At 71.1% G+C, this 20,488-nt stretch carries 18 protein-coding genes; 15 read left to right on the forward strand and 3 right to left on the reverse strand.

What is annotated here, in order from left to right; genetic code table 11:
• Window positions 1-46 precede the first annotated feature (46 nt).
• From pdxT to ACNF49_RS22175, 12 genes are all read left to right on the forward strand, one after another.
• Complete coding sequence (gene pdxT / locus ACNF49_RS22120) at window positions 47-670, forward strand: pyridoxal 5'-phosphate synthase glutaminase subunit PdxT (protein WP_357964088.1); 624 nt, start codon at window positions 47-49, stop codon at window positions 668-670.
• Window positions 671-673: 3 nt separating this feature from the next.
• Entirely contained in the window at window positions 674-1,423 is a 750-nt protein-coding gene (locus tag ACNF49_RS22125; protein WP_357964087.1) for a YebC/PmpR family DNA-binding transcriptional regulator, read from the forward strand.
• Window positions 1,424-1,589: 166 nt separating this feature from the next.
• Window positions 1,590-3,263, forward strand: a complete 1,674-nt coding sequence (locus ACNF49_RS22130) for a carbohydrate ABC transporter permease (protein WP_482944865.1) — start codon at window positions 1,590-1,592, stop codon at window positions 3,261-3,263.
• Window positions 3,264-3,274: 11 nt separating this feature from the next.
• Complete coding sequence (locus ACNF49_RS22135; RefSeq protein WP_482944866.1) at window positions 3,275-4,426, forward strand: GNAT family N-acetyltransferase; 1,152 nt, start codon at window positions 3,275-3,277, stop codon at window positions 4,424-4,426.
• 105 nt (window positions 4,427-4,531) lie between these two features.
• Window positions 4,532-5,053, forward strand: a complete 522-nt coding sequence (ruvC, locus tag ACNF49_RS22140) for a crossover junction endodeoxyribonuclease RuvC (RefSeq protein ID WP_357965829.1) — start codon at window positions 4,532-4,534, stop codon at window positions 5,051-5,053.
• Between the two features lie 50 nt (window positions 5,054-5,103).
• The gene (ruvA, locus tag ACNF49_RS22145; RefSeq protein ID WP_357964084.1) at window positions 5,104-5,724 is read left to right on the forward strand and encodes a Holliday junction branch migration protein RuvA; all 621 of its coding nucleotides are present in this window, start codon (window positions 5,104-5,106) and stop codon (window positions 5,722-5,724) included.
• Window positions 5,725-5,772: 48 nt separating this feature from the next.
• Window positions 5,773-6,804, forward strand: a complete 1,032-nt coding sequence (gene ruvB, locus ACNF49_RS22150) for a Holliday junction branch migration DNA helicase RuvB (protein ID WP_482944867.1) — start codon at window positions 5,773-5,775, stop codon at window positions 6,802-6,804.
• Between the two features lie 212 nt (window positions 6,805-7,016).
• Window positions 7,017-7,403: a preprotein translocase subunit YajC gene (gene yajC / locus ACNF49_RS22155; protein ID WP_357964082.1), complete on the forward strand. Its 387-nt coding sequence runs from the start codon at window positions 7,017-7,019 to the stop codon at window positions 7,401-7,403.
• A gap of 43 nt (window positions 7,404-7,446) precedes the next feature.
• Entirely contained in the window at window positions 7,447-9,243 is a 1,797-nt protein-coding gene (gene secD, locus ACNF49_RS22160; RefSeq protein WP_357964081.1) for a protein translocase subunit SecD, read from the forward strand.
• A gap of 1 nt (window position 9,244) precedes the next feature.
• On the forward strand, window positions 9,245-10,234 hold the full coding sequence (gene secF / locus ACNF49_RS22165; RefSeq protein ID WP_357964080.1) for a protein translocase subunit SecF: 990 nt from the start codon (window positions 9,245-9,247) through the stop codon (window positions 10,232-10,234).
• Between the two features lie 227 nt (window positions 10,235-10,461).
• A complete protein-coding gene (locus ACNF49_RS22170; RefSeq protein ID WP_357964079.1) occupies window positions 10,462-10,980 on the forward strand; it encodes an adenine phosphoribosyltransferase in 519 nt (172 codons plus the stop codon).
• Between the two features lie 172 nt (window positions 10,981-11,152).
• A complete protein-coding gene (locus tag ACNF49_RS22175) occupies window positions 11,153-13,342 on the forward strand; it encodes a RelA/SpoT family protein (protein ID WP_357703285.1) in 2,190 nt (729 codons plus the stop codon).
• Between the two features lie 19 nt (window positions 13,343-13,361).
• Here the strand turns inward: ACNF49_RS22175 and ACNF49_RS22180 are convergent, their stop codons facing one another.
• The 3 genes from ACNF49_RS22180 to ACNF49_RS22190 all read right to left on the reverse strand — a co-directional run bounded on the left by ACNF49_RS22180 (window position 13,362) and on the right by ACNF49_RS22190 (window position 16,670).
• Window positions 13,362-14,450 (reverse strand): cupin domain-containing protein, encoded by a 1,089-nt coding sequence (locus ACNF49_RS22180; RefSeq protein ID WP_357964078.1) that lies wholly within the window; start codon window positions 14,448-14,450, stop codon window positions 13,362-13,364.
• Between the two features lie 40 nt (window positions 14,451-14,490).
• Window positions 14,491-15,720: a DUF349 domain-containing protein gene (locus tag ACNF49_RS22185; protein ID WP_357964077.1), complete on the reverse strand. Its 1,230-nt coding sequence runs from the start codon at window positions 15,718-15,720 to the stop codon at window positions 14,491-14,493.
• A 62-nt stretch (window positions 15,721-15,782) separates the two neighbouring features.
• The gene (locus tag ACNF49_RS22190) at window positions 15,783-16,670 is read right to left on the reverse strand and encodes a peptidylprolyl isomerase (RefSeq protein WP_357964076.1); all 888 of its coding nucleotides are present in this window, start codon (window positions 16,668-16,670) and stop codon (window positions 15,783-15,785) included.
• A gap of 123 nt (window positions 16,671-16,793) precedes the next feature.
• On the opposite strand from ACNF49_RS22190, the gene ACNF49_RS22195 reads away from it, so the two are divergent.
• From ACNF49_RS22195 to aspS, 3 genes are read left to right on the forward strand one after another with little or no spacing between them, the layout of a single operon-like run.
• Window positions 16,794-17,471 carry an MBL fold metallo-hydrolase gene (locus ACNF49_RS22195; protein ID WP_357964075.1) on the forward strand — a complete coding sequence of 226 codons (678 nt, stop codon included), beginning with the start codon at window positions 16,794-16,796 and terminating at the stop codon, window positions 17,469-17,471.
• On the forward strand, window positions 17,471-18,730 hold the full coding sequence (hisS, locus tag ACNF49_RS22200) for a histidine--tRNA ligase (protein ID WP_482944870.1): 1,260 nt from the start codon (window positions 17,471-17,473) through the stop codon (window positions 18,728-18,730). Before ACNF49_RS22195 ends, hisS begins: the two co-directional genes overlap by 1 nt.
• Window positions 18,727-20,463: an aspartate--tRNA ligase gene (gene aspS / locus ACNF49_RS22205; RefSeq protein WP_482944871.1), complete on the forward strand. Its 1,737-nt coding sequence runs from the start codon at window positions 18,727-18,729 to the stop codon at window positions 20,461-20,463. The genes hisS and aspS overlap by 4 nt, the downstream gene beginning before the upstream one ends.
• The last annotated feature ends 25 nt before the right edge of the window (window positions 20,464-20,488 follow it).

Here is a 20,488-nt window from a genome sequence, read left to right on the forward strand (position 1 = left end):
CCCGCTTTTACGCCAGAGTGCTCTGGTAGGAAGATGCCGGGCCATCATGGTGTTGAATTGTCGGAAACCGGACCTTAACGGAAGGATCGCTGTGCCCACGATCGGTGTACTCGCTCTCCAGGGAGACGTGCGCGAGCATGCGCGCATGCTCCAGGAGGCCGGCGCGTCGGCCGTCGCCGTGCGCCGCCCGGCCGAGCTCGACGCGGTCGACGGCCTGGTGATCCCCGGCGGCGAGTCGACCACCATGTGGAAGCTCGCCGACACCTTCGACATGCTGGAACCGCTGCGGATGCGGATCAAGGAGGGCCTGCCCGCCTACGGCTCGTGCGCCGGCATGATCATGCTGGCCGACCGCATCGAGGACGGCATCGAGGGCCAGCAGACCCTGGGCGGCATCGACATGGTGGTCAGGCGCAACGCCTTCGGCCGCCAGGTGGACTCGTTCGAGTCGGACCTGGACTTCGCCGGCGAACGCGTACACGCTGTGTTCATCCGTGCTCCGTGGGTGGAATCGGTCGGCACCGACGTTCAGGTGCTGGGCACGGCCGAGCCTGGGGATAGGATCGTCGCGGTCCGTCAAGGGCCGTTGCTCGCGACGTCGTTCCACCCCGAGCTGACCGGGGACACGCGCGTGCACCGTTACTTCGTAGACATGGTGAGGGAGCTCTAGGTAATGTCCGGCCACTCCAAATGGGCGACGACGAAGCACAAGAAGGCCGCGCTCGACGCCAAGCGCGGCAAGCTGTTCGCGAAGCTCATCAAGAACATCGAGGTGGCGGCACGGACCGGTGGCCCTGACCCGGACGCCAACCCCACACTCTTCGACGCCATCTTCAAGGCCAAGAAGAACTCCGTGCCCAACGACAACATCGAGCGGGCGCGCAAGCGCGGCGGCGGCCTGGAGGCCGGCGGCGCCGACTGGCAGACCATCACGTACGAGGGCTACGCGCCCGGCGGCGTCGCGGTGCTCATCGAGTGCCTCACCGACAACCGCAACCGCGCCGCCTCCGAGGTCCGCGTCGCCCTGACCCGCAACGGCGGCTCGCTGGCCGACCCGGGCTCGGTGTCCTACATGTTCAACCGCAAGGGCGTCGTGATCGTGCCCAAGAACGGCCTCGACGAGGACACCGTCCTGATGGCCGTGCTCGACGCGGGCGCCGAAGAGGTCAACGACATGGGCGACTCCTTCGAGGTCGTCTCCGAGGCCGGCGACCTCGTGCCGGTCCGCAAGGCGCTCCAGGAGGCGGGCATCGACTACGACTCCGCCGAGTCGAGCTTCCTGCCGACGATGAGCGTGCCGCTCGACGAGGAGGGCGCCAAGAAGGTGTTCCGCCTGATCGACGCGCTCGAGGACAGCGACGACGTCCAGAACGTCTGGGCCAACTTCGACGTCTCCGACGACGTCCTGGCCGCCCTGGACTGACCCCGCGCCACCGAGGGCCCGGGGGCGACCCCGGGCCCTCACCCTTTCCCGGGGCCGGTTTCCGTCCTTGACCTGGCGCTTGCCGGGCTCGGGGGCGTTCGACACCAAATGCCCACCCGGCCGTTACGCGTGCGCCCGCGCCCTGACGCGGCTAGGGTCGGGCGACGTGAATTCCCCCATCCCACCGACCCCCGTCCCCGTGCCCCCGGCCGCCCGGCCCCCGGCGTCCTACCGCGCGCTGGGCTGGCTGCTGGCCGTGCCCGCGCTGCTCGGCACCCTGATCACGCTGGTCCTGCCGACGGTCCAGACGCTCGTGCTCAGCCTGCACAGCGGCGGCGTGCTGCAGCCGAGCAGGTTCGTGGGCCTGGACAACTACGGCAAGGTGCTGGGCGGGGAGGAGTTCTGGCGGGCGCTCGGCTTCACGCTCTCGCTGACCGCCGGGCCGCTGCTGGTGGCCGTCGTCGTGGGGCCGCTGCTGGCGCTGGCGCTCGACCTGGGCGGCCCCCTGCTGCGGCGCGCGGGCCTGGTCGTGTTGTCGCTGGCGATCGTCACGTTCTCGCCGATCGGCGTGGCGGCGGCCTGGCTGCGGGGGACGATGCCCGACGGTCCGGGCATCGCCACGCTGGCCGAGGGCCTGCGCGACCCCGCCACGGCCCCGGGGACGTTGCGGCTCGTCGTCGTGGCCGCCACCTTCGGGGTGGTGTGCGCGCTGGCGCTGACGGCGTTCCTGCCCGCGCTGCGCGGCGGCACCGCCGGGCGCGCCACGGTCGTGGTGGCGGTGCTGGTGGCGCTGGCCACCGTCGCCGTGGGGGCGCAGGCGTTCTCGATCGGCATGGCGCTCACCCGGGGAGGCCCTGAGCGCGCCACACAGACCCTCGCGGGCCTCCAGTACGACTTCGCCTTCAGAATGGCCCAGTTCGGCCCTGGCGCGGCCGTCGCGGCTCTGACAGGCGTACTTCTCGGCGTGCTCGGCATCGTCGCCGTGGTCGTCGCCGTGGCCGCCCGCCTCCGTGTCACCGTGCTCCCGAAGCGGAATCGGCGTGGAGCGTTCCCCGCCGCGGATTCCGGGCGGGTCTTGGATTCCGGGCAGGTGCGGGCCGGAGGGGGCGTCGTCGCCGGGGCCGTGGCGCTGGTGCTGGTGGTGGCCGTCGGGCTGGTCTGCGCCTGGCCGTGGATCTCCGGCGTGCTCGCGGGCGGCGACGGCGCCGCATCCGGCGGGTTGCGCGCGCAGGTCAACACCTGGGTCCCCGCCGTGGTGGGCGCGCTGGTGTCGGTCGGCGTCGCCTACCTGGCCGCCCTCGGCATCGGTGGCCTGCGCCCCCTCGGCGCGCGCAGCGAGTGGCTGCTGCTGCCGTTCGCGCCCTGGCTGTTCGTCGGCACCGGCCCCCTCGGCGTGGCCGACTGGCAGAACATGCGCAATCTGCGCCTCGTGGACACCTTCTTCGCCCTCTTCCCGCCGCTGCTGGTCAGCGTCCCGGCGCTGCTGGTGCTGACGCTGCTGTGCAAGGGGCTGGCCGAGCGGAACGACAGGGACTTCTTCGGCGGCGTCCTGCTGCCGTCCCTGCCCATGGCGGGCGTGCTGGCCGGCGCCGTCACGCTGGTCAACGCCCAGGACGTGCTCTGGCCGCTGCTCGTGGCCCAGAACCCGGAGCTGTTCACCGTGCCCGTCACGCAGATGGGCCTGCTCGGCGGCTACCACGGCGTCCCCGACGTCGGCGCGAGCACCCCGCTGCTCGTCGTCGCGGTCGCGCTGGCCGCCGTCGTGGCCGCCCAGCTGCTGTACCTCGACAGGCTCGCCATCAGCGTAAACGGTTCGCGACCCGCCCGTACCAGCCCGTAGGTTGAGGGGTTGTGGAAATTCGCGATCTCACCCCCGACGACCTCGACGACGTTCTCGACCTGCGTAAACGTTCCTTCGGCCCGATCTCCGGCGCGGAGGCCGAGCGGTGGCGCCACACCGTGACGCCCACGCTCGGCGAGGGCCGCTACCTGGGCGCGTTCGAGGGCGGCAGGCTCGCCGCCTCGGCCCGGCTGCGTGGCTTCACCCAATGGTGGTACGGACGTCCGCAGCCCATGGCCGGCGTCGCGGGGGTCACCGTCAACCCGGAGGACCGCGGCCACGGCGTCGGCACCGCGATCATGCGCGCCGTCATCGACCGCGCCGCCGCCCACGGCGACGCCGTCTCGGCGCTCTACCCGGCCACCACGCCCCTGTACCGCTCGCTCGGCTACGAGCACGCCGGAGCCAGGCACATGATCACGCTGCCCGCCGAGTCGCTGCGCCGCATCAGGCCGTCGGGCGAGGTGAAGCTGCGCCGGATGGGCCCCGGCGACGCCGCCGAGGTCGTCTCCCTGCTCCACCGGACGCACGAGGCGGCACGTTCCAGCGGCCCCGTCGCCTGGGACGAGAACGCCTGGCGCGTCTGGCTGTCCAACGAGGACGACTTCCTCTACCTGGCCCCCGACGGCTACCTCGTCTACCGCTGGAACGGCGACGACATGCACGTCGAGAACCTGGTCGCCGGGTCCGGGGAGACGGCCAGGGCGTTCTGGTCGATGGTCGGCAGCTCGTCGTCCATCGCCAGGAAGGTCACCGCGCCGGTCGCCCCCGACGACCCGGTGCTGTGGCTGCTCGGTGAGCGCTCCACCGACCACGTCACGCAGGTGCGCTGGATGTTCCGGGTGCTCGACGTGGCCGCGGCCGTCGAACGCAGGGGCTTTCCCGCCGCCGTGACGGGCGGGGCCGTGGTCTCCGTGGACGACCCGCTGCGCGGCGGCGGCTCCTTCCGGCTGGAGTTCTCCGGCGGCGCCGGCACGGCCGTCCCGGACGCCCCGGCCGCCGGCGGGGGCGCGGCGCTGAGCGTGGGCGGCTTCTCCGCCCTGTACGCGGGCGTGCCCACCGCGACGCTGCGCAGGACCGGCCTGATGTCCGGCGACGACCGTCACGACGAGCTGCTCGACACGGCCTTCGCCGCCAAGCCGTACATGCTCGACTACTTCTGACGGGCCCGCCCGCCGTTCGCGGCGGGCGATTCACGATGCGCGGCCAGCTCAGCCGGGGTAGAGTCTCGTGCCGAACAGATGTTCGGCGGCGCGGGAGGCAAGCCGGTGCGGGTGATGGGCGTCGATCCGGGGCTGACCCGGTGCGGCCTGGGCGCGGTCGAGGGGCGGCCGGGCGCGCCGCTGTCGCTGGTGGCCGTCGGTGTGGTGCGCACGGGCGCCGACGAGGAGCTCGGCGCCCGGCTGGTCGGCATCGAGGCCGGCATCGAGCGTTGGCTCGACGAGGTCCGTCCCGACGCCGTGGCCGTGGAGCGCGTCTTCGCCCAGCACAACGTCCGCACGGTCATGGGCACCGCGCAGGCCGCCGGGATCGCCGTGCTGTGCGCGGCCCGGCGCGGGCTGCCCGTCGCCCTGCACACGCCCTCGGAGGTCAAGGCCGCCGTCACCGGCAGTGGCACGGCCGACAAGAAGCAGGTCGGCACGATGATCACCCGGCTGCTGCGGCTGGCCGAGATGCCCAAGCCGGCCGACGCCGCCGACGCGCTGGCCCTGGCCATCTGCCACATCTGGCGCGGCGGCGCCCAGCACCGGCTGGCCGAGGCCATGGCCCGCGCCGGCAAGGGGCGCTGACCCGTGCGGAGATCGCGGGCTGACCGTTTCGTGGAGAAGGAGATCGAGTCGTGATCGCGTCGGTGGCGGGCAGGGTGGCGTCGGTCGCGCCCGACGGAGCCGTGATCGAGGTCGGGGGCGTCGGCATCCTCGCCCACTGCACCCCCGGCACGCTGGCCACGCTGCGCGTGGGCGAGCAGGCCAGGCTGGCCACCTCGCTGGTGGTGCGCGAGGAGTCGCTGACCCTCTACGGCTTCGCCGGTGACGACGAGCGGGCCGTCTTCGAGATGCTGCAGACGGCCAGCGGCGTCGGCCCCAAGCTGGCGCTGGCGATGCTCGCCGTCCACACGCCCAACGCGCTGCGGGTGGCCGTGGCCGCCGCCGACCTCAAGGCGCTCACGCGGGTGCCGGGCATCGGGCAGAAGGGCGCCCAGCGCATCGTGCTGGAGCTGAAGGACCGGCTCGGCACCCCCGAGGAGGCCGTCAACGCGGCGATCGGCGGTGAGCGGCGCGCCGCCCTGTGGCGCGAGCAGGTGCACTCCGGCCTGGTGGGCCTGGGCTATTCGGGCAAAGACGCCGACGAGGCCGTGGCCGGGGTCGCGCCCGAGGCCGAGGCCGACCTCGCCGCCGGGCGTCAGCCGCAGGTGGCCGCGCTGCTGAAGGCCGCGCTCCGGTCCCTCAGCGTAAGATGATCATGAAGTCCGAGACGACGTCCCGGCGCGCGGGAAGGAGCGGTGGCCATGGACTATGAGCGCGAGCTGGTCTCCGCCGACGCCGGCGGCGACGAGCTGCAGATCGAGGCGGCGCTGCGGCCCAAGCGGCTGGGCGAGTTCATCGGCCAGGGCCGGGTGCGCGAGCAGTTGTCCCTGGTGCTGGAGAGCGCCATGCGCCGGCAGCGTCCGCCCGACCACGTGCTGATGAGCGGGTCGCCGGGCCTGGGCAAGACCACGCTGGCCATGATCATCGCGGCCGAGCTCAACATGCCGCTCCGCATCACCTCCGGCCCCGCCCTCGAGCGGGCCGGCGACCTCGCCGCCATCCTGTCCACGCTGACGGAGGGCGAGGTGCTGTTCATCGACGAGATCCATCGCATGGCCAGGCCCGCCGAGGAGATGCTCTACCTGGCCATGGAGGACTTCCGGGTCGACATCGTCGTGGGCAAGGGGCCGGGCGCGACCGCGATCCCGCTCGACATCGCACCGTTCACGCTGGTCGGCGCCACCACGCGGGCCGGGCTGCTGCCGGCGCCGCTGCGCGACCGGTTCGGGTTCACCGCCCACATGGACTTCTACGAGGTCGGCGAGCTGGAGCAGGTGCTCCACCGGTCGGCGCGGCTGCTCGGCGTCGTCCTGCCCGAGGAGGCCGCCCACGAGATCGCCCGGCGGTCGCGCGGCACGCCCCGCATCGCCAACCGGCTGCTGCGCCGCGTCCGCGACTTCGCCGACGTGCGCGCCGACGGCGTGATCGATCGGGACATCGCCTCGGCGGCGCTCAACCTTTACGAAGTCGACGCCGAAGGGCTCGACCGGCTCGACCGGGCGGTGCTCGGGGTGCTGCTGCGCAAGTTCGGCGGCGGTCCCGTCGGCCTGTCCACGCTCGCCGTGGCCGTGGGGGAGGAGCCCGAGACCGTCGAAGTGGTGGCCGAGCCGTTCCTCGTCCGGCAGGGGCTGCTGGCCAGGACCCCGCGAGGCCGGGTCGCGACCGCTTCCGCCTGGACACACATGGGTATGACACCACCGCCGGACGCGTTCGGGGCCGCCGTTTCACCGTGATCACGAAACGGTTGCAACCATTTCAAATCGGGAACTTCCCCGCGCGCCGAATCGCTGCCTCGTTGCCGCGTTTCATAACAAGCGCCTACACTCCGTGGCTTGGCTGGCTGTGTAGGCTGACGGGCTGAGCGGCGCGGCCCGAGAGCTACGCAACGGAATTTCCGGCGCGAGGCCGGTGTCAAATTCTTGAACGACTATGGAAGGTCGCCCCTATGGACATGGGACAACTCGGAAGTATCCTGCCGCTGATCCTTCTGGTGGTGGTGTTCTACTTCCTGCTGATCCGTCCGCAGCGCAAGCGCCAGCAGGAAGCGCAGCAGATGCAGAACTCCTTGACCCCGGGCGCCCGCGTCATGACCACGACCGGCCTGTTCGCCACGGTCGTCGCGGTGGACAACGAGGACGTCGTGCTGGAGGTCGCGCCCGGCATCGAGACGCGCTGGGTCAAGGCGGCCATCGGCCGTGTGGTCCAGCCCGGTGACGCTCCGGTGGTGGCCGACGAGCCGGTCGCGACCGACCTCGCCGACGGTGAGGCCAAGGAGTCCGACGCGACCGTCGAGCCCAACGGCGATCAGGGCTCCAGCAGCAAGCAGTCCTGACTAAGCTCTGCGACAAACCCCTATCTGAGAGAATCGACGACCAGTGGCCCGACCGACCAGCCGCCACAGCCGACCAGGGCGCACGCTCTTGGTGCTGCTGGCGCTCATCCTCGCCCTGGGCGGGACGATGTTCCTGCAGAAGGCGTTCACGCCGAAGCTGGGACTCGACCTCGCCGGCGGAACGACGGTGACGTTGTCACCCGTGACCCAGTCCGGTCAGTCTCCGCCTGAAGAGATCCTCGACCGCGCGGTCAACATCATCCGCGACCGGGTCAACGGCACCGGCATCTCCGACGCGGAGGTCGCCAAGTCCGGCGACAACATCATCATCTCCATCCCGGGCGTCGGACAGAGCGAGGCCATCAAGCTGGTCGCCACCACGGCGGAGCTGCGCTTCCGCCAGGTGCTCGCCATGGAGGCCACGCAGGTCCCGCAGAACCTGACCACCGAGGCGCCCACGCCGGGCGCCTCGCCCTCTGCCAAGCCGTCCTCGACCGCCAGGCCGTCGGGCAAGCCGTCCGGCACGCAGTCGGCGACCACGCCGAGCGCGTCCCCGACCGGCAAGGCGCTGTCGTCCGCGCTGACCGCGCCGACGCCGGGCGCCACGCCCGAGGCCACGCAGACCGGGCGCGACCGGACGGCCCAGGACCAGACGGGCCAGAAGCAGAACACCAAGGGCCGGAACGCCACGCCGACGCCGTCGCCGAGCACGCCGCCCACGCAGCCGAACCAGGACCCCAACGCGGGCATCAACACCCAGGGCATCGACCCGGCGGTGCTGCAGCAGTTCCACAAGCTCGACTGCGCCGACCCCAAGAACCGCGGCCAGGGCGTCCAGGACGACCCGAACAAGCAGTACGCGGCCTGCGAGACCGACGGCAGCTTCAAGTACGTCCTCGACGTCGCCAAGGTCGTCGGCACCGACATCGACACCGCCTCGGCGGGCGTGCGCCAGGGCACCGTGGAGTGGATCGTCCAGCTCGACTTCAAGAGCAAGGGCGCGGGCGAGTGGAGCAAGCTCACCACCACCGCCTACAACGCCCAGGAGCCGCGCAACAAGGTGGCGGTCGTCCTCGACGGCGTGGTCATCACGGCCCCGAACATCATCAGCCCGATCCCCGGCGGCCGCGCCGAGATCACCGGCGGCTTCGACCAGGTCAGCGCCACCAACCTGGCCGACCAGCTCAAGTACGGCGCCCTCCCGCTGAAGTTCCAGCGCAGCTCGATCGACACCGTGTCCTCGACGCTCGGCGCCGACCAGCTCGAAGGCGGCCTGATCGCCGGCATCATCGGCCTCGCCCTGGTCGTCGTCTACTCGCTGCTGTACTACCGCGGCCTCGGCATCGTGGCCGTGCTGAGCCTCGTCGTGGCCTCGATCCTGACGTACACGGCGGTGGTCGTGCTCGGCCACAACGCCGGTTTCCGGCTCTCGCTGCCGCACATCATCGGCCTGGTGGTCTCGATCGGCATCACCGCCGACTCCTTCATCGTGTATTTCGAACGCATACGTGATGAGATGAAGGAAGGTCGGCGGACGCTTCGCGCGGCCGTCGAGGTGGCCTGGGTCCGTGCCCGGCGCACGATCCTGATCGCCGACGCCGTCATGTTCATCGCCGCCATCGTGCTGTACTTCCTGGCGGTGGGCGGTGTGGCCGGGTTCGCCTTCGCGATGGGCCTGACCACGCTGATCGACATCGTGGTGGTGTTCATGTTCACCAAGCCGTTCATCGCCCTGCTGGCGAGGCTGAAGTTCTTCGCCAAGGGGCACCCGCTGTCCGGCCTCGACGCAGAGCGCATGAGCACCGAGCCGGCCGCCACGACCACTCCGCAGGAGGCCTGAGATGGGACTGGGGCGTCGCCTCTACCGCGGCGAGATCGATGTCGACTTCGTCGGCCAGTGGAAGCTCTGGTACAGCCTGTCCGGCCTGCTGCTGGTCGTCTCCCTGGCCGGCATCCTGTTCAACGGGCTCAATCTGGGCGTCGAGTTCAAGGGCGGAACGGTCTTCACGTTCCCGGCCAGCAGCGGCACCGTCGAGGAGGTCCGCGAGGACTTCCGCGCGCAGGGCGCCCACCAGGTGATCGTGCAGCGGGCCCGCGACAACTGGCGGGTCACCACCGAGACCCTGTCGGAGTCGACGCTCAACCAGATGCAGACCACGATCGCCAAGGACTACAAGGTCCCGGTCAAGGACGTCAGCGTCCAGTCGATCGGCGCCTCCTGGGGCGGTGAGGTCTCCCAGAAGGCCTGGATCGGCCTGGGCGTCTTCATGCTCGCGATCATCCTGTACCTGTCGATGGCGTTCGAGCCGAAGATGGCGTTGTCGGCGATCGTCGCGCTCATCCACGACCTCGTCATCACCGCCGGCGTCTACGCCTGGTCGGGCTTCGAGGTCACGCCGGCGACGCTGCTGGGCTTCCTGACCATCCTCGGTTACTCGCTCTACGACGCGGTCGTGGTGTTCGACATGATCAAGGAGGTCACGGCCAAGCTGGGCACGACCTCCAAGATGACGTACTCCATGGCGGCCAACAACGCGCTCAACCACACGCTGATCCGGTCGCTGAACACCTCGCTGGTCGCGATCCTGCCGGTGGCGGCCATCCTGTTCATCGGCACCACGCTGCTCGGCGCGGGCACGCTGAAGGACCTGTCGCTGGCCCTGTTCGTCGGCATGCTCGTCGGCACCTACTCGTCCCTGTGCGTGGCCACGCCGATGCTGGTGACGCTCAAGGAGCGGGAGCCGAAGTACCAGGCCATCGCGCGCCGGCTCGCCTCCACCTCCGGCAAGGGGGCGAAGGGTTCCAAAAGCGCAGCCGTAGCGAAGGGCTGAGCCCGCTTCGGGTTCGTCCCGGCGCCCCCGTCCGTCAGGGCGGGGGCGTCGTCGCGTTCAGGGGGCCGTGCGGCGCCGGAGGGGGTCGTGGGGCACCCGGGGCAGGACCTGGCCCCGGCGGGCGCCTGAGGCCGTCACAGGCCGTCCGGGACGGTGGACGGTCCGAGGAGGGTCCGGAGTAGGCCATCATGGAGCGCGGCACCCACGAGGAAGGCGATGGAAGCACGATGAGCGAGCTCAGCCAGTTGATCCTGGACCGGATCAGGGACGTCCCCGACTATCCCAAGCCCGGCGTGCTGTTCAAGGACATCACCCCGCTGCTCGGCGACCCGATCGCGATGGCGGCCGTGGTGGACGAGCTGGCCGGCCTCGCCGAGGTGGACAAGATCGTCGGCATCGAGGCCAGGGGCTTCATCCTGGCGGCGCCGGTGGCCTACCGGGCGGCGGCCGGGTTCGTCCCGGTGCGCAAGAAGGGCAAGCTGCCGGCCGCGACGCTGGAGGAGTCCTACGACCTGGAGTACGGCTCGGCCACCATCGAGGTGCACCGCGACGCCTTCGCGCCCGGCGACCGGGTGCTCATCGTCGACGACGTGCTGGCGACCGGAGGCACGGCCAAGGCCACCATCGAGCTCGTCGAGCGGGCCGGCGCGCACGTCGTCGGCATCGCGGTGCTGATGGAGCTGGCGTTTCTCAAGGGGCGCGAGCGCCTGCCGGCCGTCGACCTGCACTCCCTGGTGATCGTCTGAGACGGCCCGAGCGAGTCGGGGTTCACAGCCTGGATACACTGGGGGGATCTGGACTCGATCGTGAGGAGTCTGAGTGCCCCGTGATGTGGTCGCGCCCGACGTAACCGACGCTGGTAATGCCGACGCGCCCGGCGTTCCTGCGGTGCGTCGACGGCGGTTTGGGGGTGGGGCCATGAATCCGGTGCTGGAGCCGCTGTTCCGCACGGTCCGGGCCACCCATCCCAAGGCCGATCTGCGCCTGATCGAACGCGCCTACGACATGGCCGCCTACCACCACCGCGACCAGAAGCGGAAGTCGGGCGACCCGTACATCACCCACCCGCTCGCCGTGGCGACGATCCTGGCCGAGCTGGGCACCGACGACGAGACGTTGTGCGCCGCGCTGCTGCACGACACCGTCGAGGACACCGCCTACAGCCTCGACGAGCTGCGCGGCGACTTCGGCGACACGATCGGCTCGCTGGTCGACGGCGTCACCAAGCTGGACAAGGTCAAGTTCGGCGACGCGGCGCAGGCCGAGACCGTGCGCAAGATGGTCGTGGCGATGTCGCGCGACATCCGCGTGCTCATCATCAAGCTCGCCGACCGGCTCCACAACATGCGCACCATGCGCTACCTGCCCGAGCACAAGCGCCACCAGAAGTCCCGCGAGACGCTGGAGATCTTCGCGCCGCTGGCCCACCGGCTCGGCATGAACACGATCAAGTGGGAGCTGGAGGACCTCGCGTTCGCCATGCTCTACCCCAAGCGCTACGACGAGATCGCGCGCATGGTGTCCGAGCGCGCGCCGCGGCGCGACCTGTTCCTGCAGGAGGTCATCGAGAAGGTCTCCGGCGACCTGCGCGAGGCCAAGATCCGCGCGGTGGTCAAGGGCCGGCCCAAGCACTACTACTCCGTCTACCAGAAGATGATCGCCCGCGACGTCGCCTTCGACGACATCTACGACCTGGTGGGCATCCGGGTCCTGGTCGACAGCGTGCGCGACTGCTACGCGGCGCTGGGCACGATCCACGCGCGCTGGAACCCGGTCCCCGGCCGGTTCAAGGACTACATCGCGATGCCCAAGTTCAACATGTACCAGTCGCTGCACACCACGGTGATCGGTCCTGAGGGCAAGCCGGTCGAGCTGCAGATCCGCACCCACGCGATGCACCACAGGGCCGAGTACGGCGTGGCCGCCCACTGGAAGTACAAGGAGGAGGTCGGCGCGCCGGGGCCGACCGGCAAGGTCAAGCCGGGCAGCGACATGGCCTGGCTGCGCCAGCTGCTCGACTGGCAGAAGGAGACCTCCGACCCGGGCGAGTTCCTGGAGTCGCTGCGCTTCGACCTGTCGGTCTCCGAGGTCTACGTGTTCACCCCGAAGGGCCAGGTCATCGCCCTGCCCGAGGGCGGCACGCCGGTCGACTTCGCCTACGCCGTCCACACCGAGGTCGGGCATCGCTGCATCGGCGCGCGCGTCAACGGGCGGCTGGTGCCGCTGGAGTCGCGGCTCGGCAACGGCGACACGGTCGAGATCTTCACCTCCAAGTCGCCCGACGCCGGGCCGTCGCGCGACTGGCTGAAGTTCGTCAAGTCCGGCCGGGCCCGCAACAAGATCCGGCAGTGGTTCTCCAAGGAGCGCCGCGAGACCGCGATCGAGGCGGGCAAGGAGGCCATCGGCCGCGCCATGCGCAAGCAGGGCCTGCCGCTGCAGCGCCTGATGTCCGGCGAGGCGCTGCTGGCGCTCGCCCGCGACCTGCGCTACCCCGACGTCTCGGCGCTCTACGCGGCCGTGGGGGAGGGGCACATCGCCGCGCAGGCGGTCGTGCAGAAGCTCGTGGCCTCGATCGGCGGCGTGGAGAGCGCCGAGGAGGACATCGCCGAGACGTCCCTGCCGACCCGGCTGCGCGGCCGTCCGCGCGGCGGCGGCGCGGGCGTGGTCGTGGCGGGCGACGCCGACGTGTGGGTGCGCCTGTCCAAGTGCTGCACGCCGGTGCCCGGCGACGAGATCGTCGGCTTCGTCACCCGCGGCCACGGCGTGTCCGTGCACCGCGCCGACTGCACCAACGTCCAGCAGCTCAGGGAGCAGCCCGACCGGCTGGTCGAGGTGAGCTGGTCGCCCGGCGACGACAGCGTGTTCCTGGTGGCCATCCAGGTCGAGGCGCTCGACCGGCCGCGCCTGCTGTCCGACGTCACGCGCACGCTGTCCGACCAGCACGTCAACATCCTCAGCGCGTCCGTGACGACCTCGCGCGACCGGGTGGCGATCAGCAAGTTCACCTTCGAGATGGGCGACCCGAAACACCTGGGCCACGTGCTCAAGGCCGTGCGCAGCATCCAGGGCGTCTTCGACGTCTACCGGGTGAGCGGCGCCGGCAGCTGAGCGGCCGGCCGTTCGCGGTTCAGCCCTTCAGGTCCGGCAGGTCGACCACGATCGCCTCCTGCGTGCTGCGCGCGATCACCACGACGGCCTCCCGCTCGGGGTCGGGGTTCTCCTCGCGGTGCGGGGTGTAGGGCGGCACGTAGACGTAGTCGCCGGGGGCCGCCTCGATGCGCCGCTCGCGGCCGTCCTGGAGGAAGACGAAGCGCGGGGCGCCGCTGACGACGTAGATGGCGGTCTCGGAGGCGCCGTGATGGTGGTCGGAGGAGCGGGTGGCGGGCGCGACGTGCGTCTGGCCCATCCACAGGGCCGACGAGCCGGCCGTGGCCCCGCTGACGGCGGCCAGCCTGCGCATCCCGGCGCTCTGCGCCGTGTCGCCCGACAGCGCGTCTGAGGCGATGTGACGCAGCGGGAGGTGGAAGGGGTCGCCCTCGGCCCGGTAGCCCTCCCACAGGCGCCCTCCGGCCCGTTCAAGCACGCCTGAGGCCACCGAGGTCAGCAGTGCCGGGTCGGAGTGGGCCGCCAGCAGCTCGTCGGCCAGCGCCGGGTCGTGCTCGCGCAGCTCGCGCAGCAGCCACTTGCCGTTGCCCCGCCACCTGCCGCCCACGTCGAGGGCCAGCCTGGCGGTCTCCTGGACCACCTGCCAGCGGATGAAGAGCTGCTCGCCGGGATCGGTCGCGCCGGCCAGGTCGTCGAGCAGGTCGGACAGGCCGTACCGGGCCTGCTCGGCGCGGGCCGCGGCCAGGCCGCCGGGCCCGGCGGCCAGCCGGTCGCCGAGCGCCGTCTGCAGGTCGCTGGCCCGGCCGCCGGTGCGGTCGACCAGCACCGCGCCGTCGGCGCACATGCGGGCCACGCCCGGCTTGCGCTCGGCCAGGTCGCGATCGACGTAGGCGTCGAGGCTGGTCTCGCTGTGGACGTACAGCTCGACGGGCCAGCCGTGCCAGCGCAGGGATTCGCGGTAGGGCACGGCCAGCCCGTCGAGCACCACCACGACGTCGAGGTCGGAGGTGCTGGTGCGGCGCTCGGTGAGCACGCTGCCGCCGACGAAGGCGTACAGGGCGCCGGGGAACAGCTCGTCGACGAGGGCGCGCGCGACGCTGACGGGGTCCATGCCGTCAGCGTAGGACCCCGGCCGCCTTCCGAAGATCGGTTCAGCTGAACTCGGTCAGCGTGCGCTCGGCCTCCTCCAGCCACGAACGGCGGGCGACCAGCGCCTCCTCGGCCTCCTTGACGTCCTTCGCCCGGCCGGCGGCCTGCGCCTTGGACAGCCGCTTCTCCAGCTGCTCGATGGAGGCGCGCAGCTGGTCGACCGTGCTCTGGGCGCGGGCCCTGGCCTCGGGGTTGGACCGCTTCCACTCGGCGTCCTCGGCCTTGCGCACGGCCTCGTCGATCTTGCGCAGCCCGCCTTCGAGCCGGTCGCGCTGCTCGCGCGGCACCGGTCCGGCGGCCTCCCAGCGCTCCAGGACGTGCCGCAGCGCCGCCCTGGCCGTGCGCGCGTCGGTGACGGGGAGGATCTTCTCGGCCTCGGCCAGCAGCTCCTCCTTGACCTCGGCGTTGGCCGCCAGCGAGGCGTCGCGCTCGGCGAAGACCGCCGAACGGGCCTGGAAGAACTGGTCCTGGGCGGCCTTGAAGCGGCCCCACAGCTCGTCCTCGGCCTCGCGCGAGGCGCGCCCGGCGGTCTTCCACTGCTGCATCAGCTCGCGGTAGATCGCCGCGGTCGTGCCCCAGTCGGTGGAGCCGGCGATGGCCTCGGCCTCGGCGACGATGCGCTCCTTGGCCGAGCGGACGCCCTCGCGCTGCTCGTCCAGGCCCGCGAAGTACTGCTTGCGGCGCTTGGCGAAGGCCGTCCGGGCGGCCGACAGCCGCTTCCACAACGCGGCCTCGGTGACCCGGTCGATCCGGTCGGCGGCCTTCCACTCCTCCACGAGCTGGCGCAGCCGTTCGCCGCCCGTCTTCCAGTGGGTGGTCTCGTCGGCGATGCGCTCGGCCTCGGCGACGATGCGCTCCTTGACCGCCCTGGCCTCGGCACGCGCCTGGTCGCGGGCGGCCTTGACCTCCTCGCGGCGATGGCCGACCAGCTCGGTCAGGCCGTCGAGGCGGGCCGTCAGCGCCGCCAGGTCGCCCACGGCGTGGGCGTCGGCGACGGCCTCGCGCAGCTTGGCGATGCTCGCCTCGGCCTGCGCGGGCGCCAGGTCGGTGCCCTTGACCCGCTGTTCGAGGAGCTGCACCTGGCCGGACAGCTCGTCGTACTTGCGATGGAAGTAGGCCAGTGCCTCTTCGGGTTCACCGGCCTGCCAGGAGCCGACGGCCCGCTCTCCCTCAGCCGTACGCACGTAGACGGTGCCGTCGTCGTCTACCCGGCCCCACGGGTCGGTGCTCACCGTGTCCTCCCGCACTATCCATCAGACCCTTCGGGACTACTTCGTCCCTAGTTTGTATTACGTCAGCTCTTGCCGGCGATTGTCACGTCTTTGATTTCGAGGGTTTGCTTCGGTGCTCCGGTCCCATCTCCCATGTCAGCGATGACGCCCGCTTTGTTCACCTTGTCCAGGATGTCGAGCCCCTTGGTGATCGTACCCACCGGCGTGTAATCCGGGGTGAGTCCGAGATCGCCGTAAACGAGGAAGAACTGGCTTCCCGTGCTGCCCGGCGCCGAGGTCTTCGCCATCGCCACCGTGCCGCGCTTGTACGTGGCCCCCTGGAGGTTCTCCTCGGCCATCACGTAGCCGGGGCCGCCCGCGCCGTCCTGGCTCTTGCCGTCGGCCTTGGCCGTCGGGTCGCCGCACTGCAGCATGGGGAACTTGTCGCTGCCGAGCCGGTGGCACTTGCTGCCGTCGTAGAACTTCTTGCCGGCCAGGAAGGCCAGCGAGTTGGTCGTGCACGGCGCCTTGGCGTTGTCGAGTTCGACCACGATGTCGCCCAGGTTCGTGTCGAGCGTCATCGTCTTCTTGGCCGGCTCGGTCTTGACCTTGGCCGGCGGCATGCCGACGTCCTTGACCTGGCCGCCGGCGGCCTCCTTGACGTAGTCGCAGGTGCCGGTCGCCGCGTTGTACGGCTTCGGCCCCGTGCTGGCCGCGGCGGACGCGGTGTCCTGCGGGGCCGAGGCCGAGGGTGAGGCGGACGCCTCGGTCGTCGAGTCGCCGCCGCCGAGCAGCGCGACCGCGGCCACGATGCCGCCCACCACGACCACCACGCCGACCGTGGAGCCGATGATCGCGGTGCGCTTGGCCTTCTGCTCGCGCTCGATGCGGCGCTGCATCTGCCGCTCGTAGTGCTCACGTGCCAGCTGCTTCTGCCGGTCCTTGCCCGTGGCCACCGCTTTGCCTCCCATAGTCAATCAACTGAGGTGGGCGAATCGTATCGGCCAATGGGTAATGATTCGCAGCCCGGCGACCCGCACCGGTACCCTTCGGTTACATTCCCATTGGCTTTTCGACGAGATCACCTGAGGCAGATGCTCATCGCAGGCTTCCCCGCAGGGGCCCTCCAGACCAATTGTTACGTCGTCGCGCCCGCGGCCGGCGAGGAGTGCGTGATCGTCGATCCGGGCCAGGACGCGGCCGAAGGCGTCGACGAGCTGCTGCGCGAGCACCGGCTCAAGCCGGTCGCGGTGCTGCTCACGCACGGCCACCTCGACCACGTGTGGTCGGTCGCCCCGGTCTGCGGCGCGCGCGACGTCCCCGCGTGGATCCACCCCGACGACCGCCACCTGCTGAGCGACCCCTCGGCCGGCTGGGGCGGCGGCGTCTCGCTGTTCGGCGACATCAGGCTGAGCGAGCCCGACGACGTGCGCGAGCTGTCCGACGGCGCGGAGCTCAGCCTGGCGGGCCTCGATCTCGTGGTCGACCACACCCCCGGCCATACCAGGGGGTCGGTGAGCTTCCGGCTGCCCGGCGACGAGATCATGTTCTCGGGCGACCTGTTGTTCGCCGGCTCCATCGGCCGCACCGATCTTCCCGGCGGCGACTACGCGACCATCCTGAGCAGCCTGGCCACCAAGTGCCTGCCGCTGCCTGACGATACGGTCGTCCTGCCGGGCCACGGACCACAGACCACGATCGGCCGCGAGCGCGCCACCAACCCTTACCTGAAGGAAGCGGCGCCGCAGGCCGGTCCCACACGAGGGATCTAATGAGCTTCCAAGCACCCAAAGGCACCTTCGACTGGCTGCCGCCCAGCTCCGAGGCCATCCTGGCCGTGCGCGAGGCGCTGGCCGAGCCCCTGAGGCGGGCGGGCTACGGCTACGTCGAGACCCCGGTCTTCGAGGACACCGAGCTGTTCAAGCGGGGCGTGGGCGAGTCCACCGACGTGGTGTCGAAGGAGATGTACACCTTCCCCGACAAGGCGGGCAGGTCGCTGACCCTGCGCCCCGAGGGCACCGCCTCGGTCGTGCGCGCCGTGCTCCAGCACAACCTGCACACCGGCCAGCTCCCGGTCAAGCTGTGGTACTCCGGCAGCCAGTTCCGCTACGAGCGTGCCCAGAAGGGCCGCTACCGTCACTTCTGGCAGGTCGGGGCCGAGGCCCTCGGCTCGGAGGACCCGGCGCTCGACGCCGAGCTGATCGTGCTCGGCGCGCGCGGCTTCGCCTCGCTCGGCCTGCGCCAGGTCAGGCTGCTGGTCAACTCGCTCGGCGACAAGAACTGCCGGCCCGCCTACCGGGCCGCGCTGCAGGACTTCCTGCGCGGGCTCGACCTCGACGAGGAGACCAGGGCCCGCATCGACATCAACCCGCTGCGGGTGCTCGACGACAAGCGGCCCGAGGTGCAGGCCCAGCTCACCGGCGCGCCGCTGGTCGTCGACCACCTGTGCGCCGCCTGCAAGGCCTACCACGAGGAGGTCCGCTCGCTGCTGACCGCCTCGGGCGTGGCCTTCGAGGACGACCCCAGGCTGGTGCGCGGGCTCGACTACTACACCCGTACCACGTTCGAGTTCGTGCACGGCGGGCTCGGCTCCCAGTCGGCCGTCGGCGGCGGCGGCCGCTACGACGGGCTCAGCGAGATGCTGGGCGGGCCGCCGTTGCCCAGTGTCGGCTGGGCGCTCGGCGCCGACCGCACCTACCTGGCCATGGAGTCCGAGGGTCTGCTCGGCGAGGCCGCGCCGGGCCGCGTCCAGGTGTACGGTGTCCCGCTGGGCGACGACGCGCGCCGCCGCATGTTCCTGCTCGTCTCCGAGCTGCGCGAGGCGGGCGTCAGCGCCGACATGGCCTTCGGCGGCAAGGGGCTCAAGGGAGCGATGAAGGGCGCCGACAGATCCGGCGCCCGCTTCGCGCTGATCCTGGGCGAGCGAGACCTCGCGGCCGAGGCCGTGCAACTGAAGGACCTGACCACCGCTGAACAGACCCAGGTGCCGCTGGCCCAGGTCGCCGACGTTTTGAAAGGGAAAGTGCAGTGATCCGCACGCATACGGCCGGGTCGCTCCGTGAGGAGCATGCCGGGCAGCAGGTGACGCTCGCAGGATGGGTGGCCCGCCGCCGTGACCACGGCGGCGTGGTCTTCATCGACCTGCGCGACGCCTCCGGCTCGGCGCAGGTGGTCTTCCGCGAGGAGGACCACGCCCACGACCTGCGCGCCGAATACTGCGTGCAGGTGGTCGGCCAGGTCAGGGTGCGCCCGGAGGGCAACGAGAACCCCGAGCTGCCCACCGGCGCGATCGAGGTCGTGGCCGAGCGGGTCGAGGTGCTGAGCGAGTCCGCGCCGCTGCCGTTCCCGATCGAGGGCAACGTCGGCGTGTCGGAGGAGGCCCGGCTCAAGTACCGCTACCTCGACATCCGCCGCCACCAGGTCGCCAACGCCATGCGCACCCGCTCCAAGGCCACCTACCTGGCCAACGAGGTGATGCACGAGCTCGGCTTCGTCTACGTCGAGACCCCGACGCTGACCCGCTCGACCCCCGAGGGCGCGCGCGACTTCCTGGTGCCGGTCCGCCTGCAGCCCGGCAACTGGTACGCCCTGCCGCAGTCGCCCCAGCTGTTCAAGCAGCTGCTGCAGGTCGCCGGCCTGGAGCGCTACTACCAGCTCGCCAAGTGCTACCGCGACGAAGACCTGCGGGCCGACCGCCAGCCCGAGTTCACCCAGATCGACGTCGAGATGTCCTTCGTCGACCAGGAGGACGTCATCGAGGTCGGCGAGAAGCTGGTCGGCCGCCTGTGGCGGGAGATCCTCGGCTACGAGATCCCCATGCCGCTGCCGCGCATGACCTACGCCGACGCCATGGCCCGCTACGGCTCCGACAAGCCCGACCTGCGCTTCGGCCAGGAGCTCGTCGAGATGACCGACTACTTCTCGGCCACCTCCTTCCGCGTCTTCCAGGCCGACTACGTCGGCGCGGTCGTCATGCCGGGCGGCGCCTCGCAGACCCGCAAGGAGCTCGACGGCTGGCAGGAGTGGGCGCGCAGCCGCGGCGCCAAGGGCCTGGCCTACGTGCTGGTCCAGGAGGACGGCACGCTCGGCGGCCCGGTCGCCAAGAACCTGTCGGAGCAGGAGCTGTCCGGCCTGGCCGCCAAGGTCGGCGCCGTCCCCGGCGACGCGATCTTCTTCGCCGCCGGCGCCCGCTCGGCCTCCCGCGACCTGCTGGGCGCGGCCCGCCTGGAGATCGGCCGCCGCTGCGGCCTGATCGACGAGTCGCAGTGGTCGTTCCTGTGGGTGGTCGACGCCCCCATGTTCGAGGAGGACGGCGAGGGCGGCTGGACGGCCGTCCACCACCCGTTCACCGGCCCCAAGCCCGAGTGGGCCGACAACTTCCAGGACCACCCGGCCGAGGCCCTGGCCTACGCCTACGACATGGTCTGCAACGGCATGGAGATCGGCGGCGGCTCGATCCGTATCCACCGGGCCGAGATGCAGCAGCGGGTCTTCGACGTGCTCGGCATCTCCAAGGAGGAGGCCGAGAGCAAGTTCGGCTTCCTGCTGGAGGCGTTCAAGTACGGCCCGCCCCCGCACGGCGGCATCGCCTACGGCTGGGACCGGATCTGCATGCTGCTGTCCGGCGGGGACTCGATCCGCGACGTGATCGCGTTCCCGAAGACGGCCTCCGGCTTCGACCCGCTGACCGGCGCGCCGACGCCGATCACGGCCGACCAGCGCAAGGAGGCGGGCGTCGACGCCCAGCCCAAGTCCGAGGCCTGACACGACGACGGCGGGCGCCCCCTTC

The sequence above is a fragment of the Actinomadura sp. ATCC 39365 genome (genome assembly GCF_054392275.1).

Bases quoted from the DNA above. Each gene is read 5' to 3' on its own strand.
- ACNF49_RS22195 (WP_357964075.1), top strand. From the start codon at position 16,794: ATGCTCATCGCAGGCTTCCCCGCAGGGGCCCTCCAGACCAATTGTTAC.
- ACNF49_RS22180 (WP_357964078.1), bottom strand. From the start codon at position 14,450: ATGGACCCCGTCAGCGTCGCGCGCGCCCTCGTCGACGAGCTGTTCCCC.
- ACNF49_RS22125 (WP_357964087.1), top strand. From the start codon at position 674: ATGTCCGGCCACTCCAAATGGGCGACGACGAAGCACAAGAAGGCCGCG.
- secF (WP_357964080.1), top strand. From the start codon at position 9,245: ATGGGACTGGGGCGTCGCCTCTACCGCGGCGAGATCGATGTCGACTTC.
- ACNF49_RS22175 (WP_357703285.1), top strand. From the start codon at position 11,153: ATGAATCCGGTGCTGGAGCCGCTGTTCCGCACGGTCCGGGCCACCCAT.
- pdxT (WP_357964088.1), top strand. From the start codon at position 47: ATGGTGTTGAATTGTCGGAAACCGGACCTTAACGGAAGGATCGCTGTG.
- ACNF49_RS22170 (WP_357964079.1), top strand. From the start codon at position 10,462: ATGAGCGAGCTCAGCCAGTTGATCCTGGACCGGATCAGGGACGTCCCC.
- yajC (WP_357964082.1), top strand. From the start codon at position 7,017: ATGGACATGGGACAACTCGGAAGTATCCTGCCGCTGATCCTTCTGGTG.
- ruvB (WP_482944867.1), top strand. From the start codon at position 5,773: ATGGACTATGAGCGCGAGCTGGTCTCCGCCGACGCCGGCGGCGACGAG.
- hisS (WP_482944870.1), top strand. From the start codon at position 17,471: ATGAGCTTCCAAGCACCCAAAGGCACCTTCGACTGGCTGCCGCCCAGC.
- ACNF49_RS22190 (WP_357964076.1), bottom strand. From the start codon at position 16,670: ATGGGAGGCAAAGCGGTGGCCACGGGCAAGGACCGGCAGAAGCAGCTG.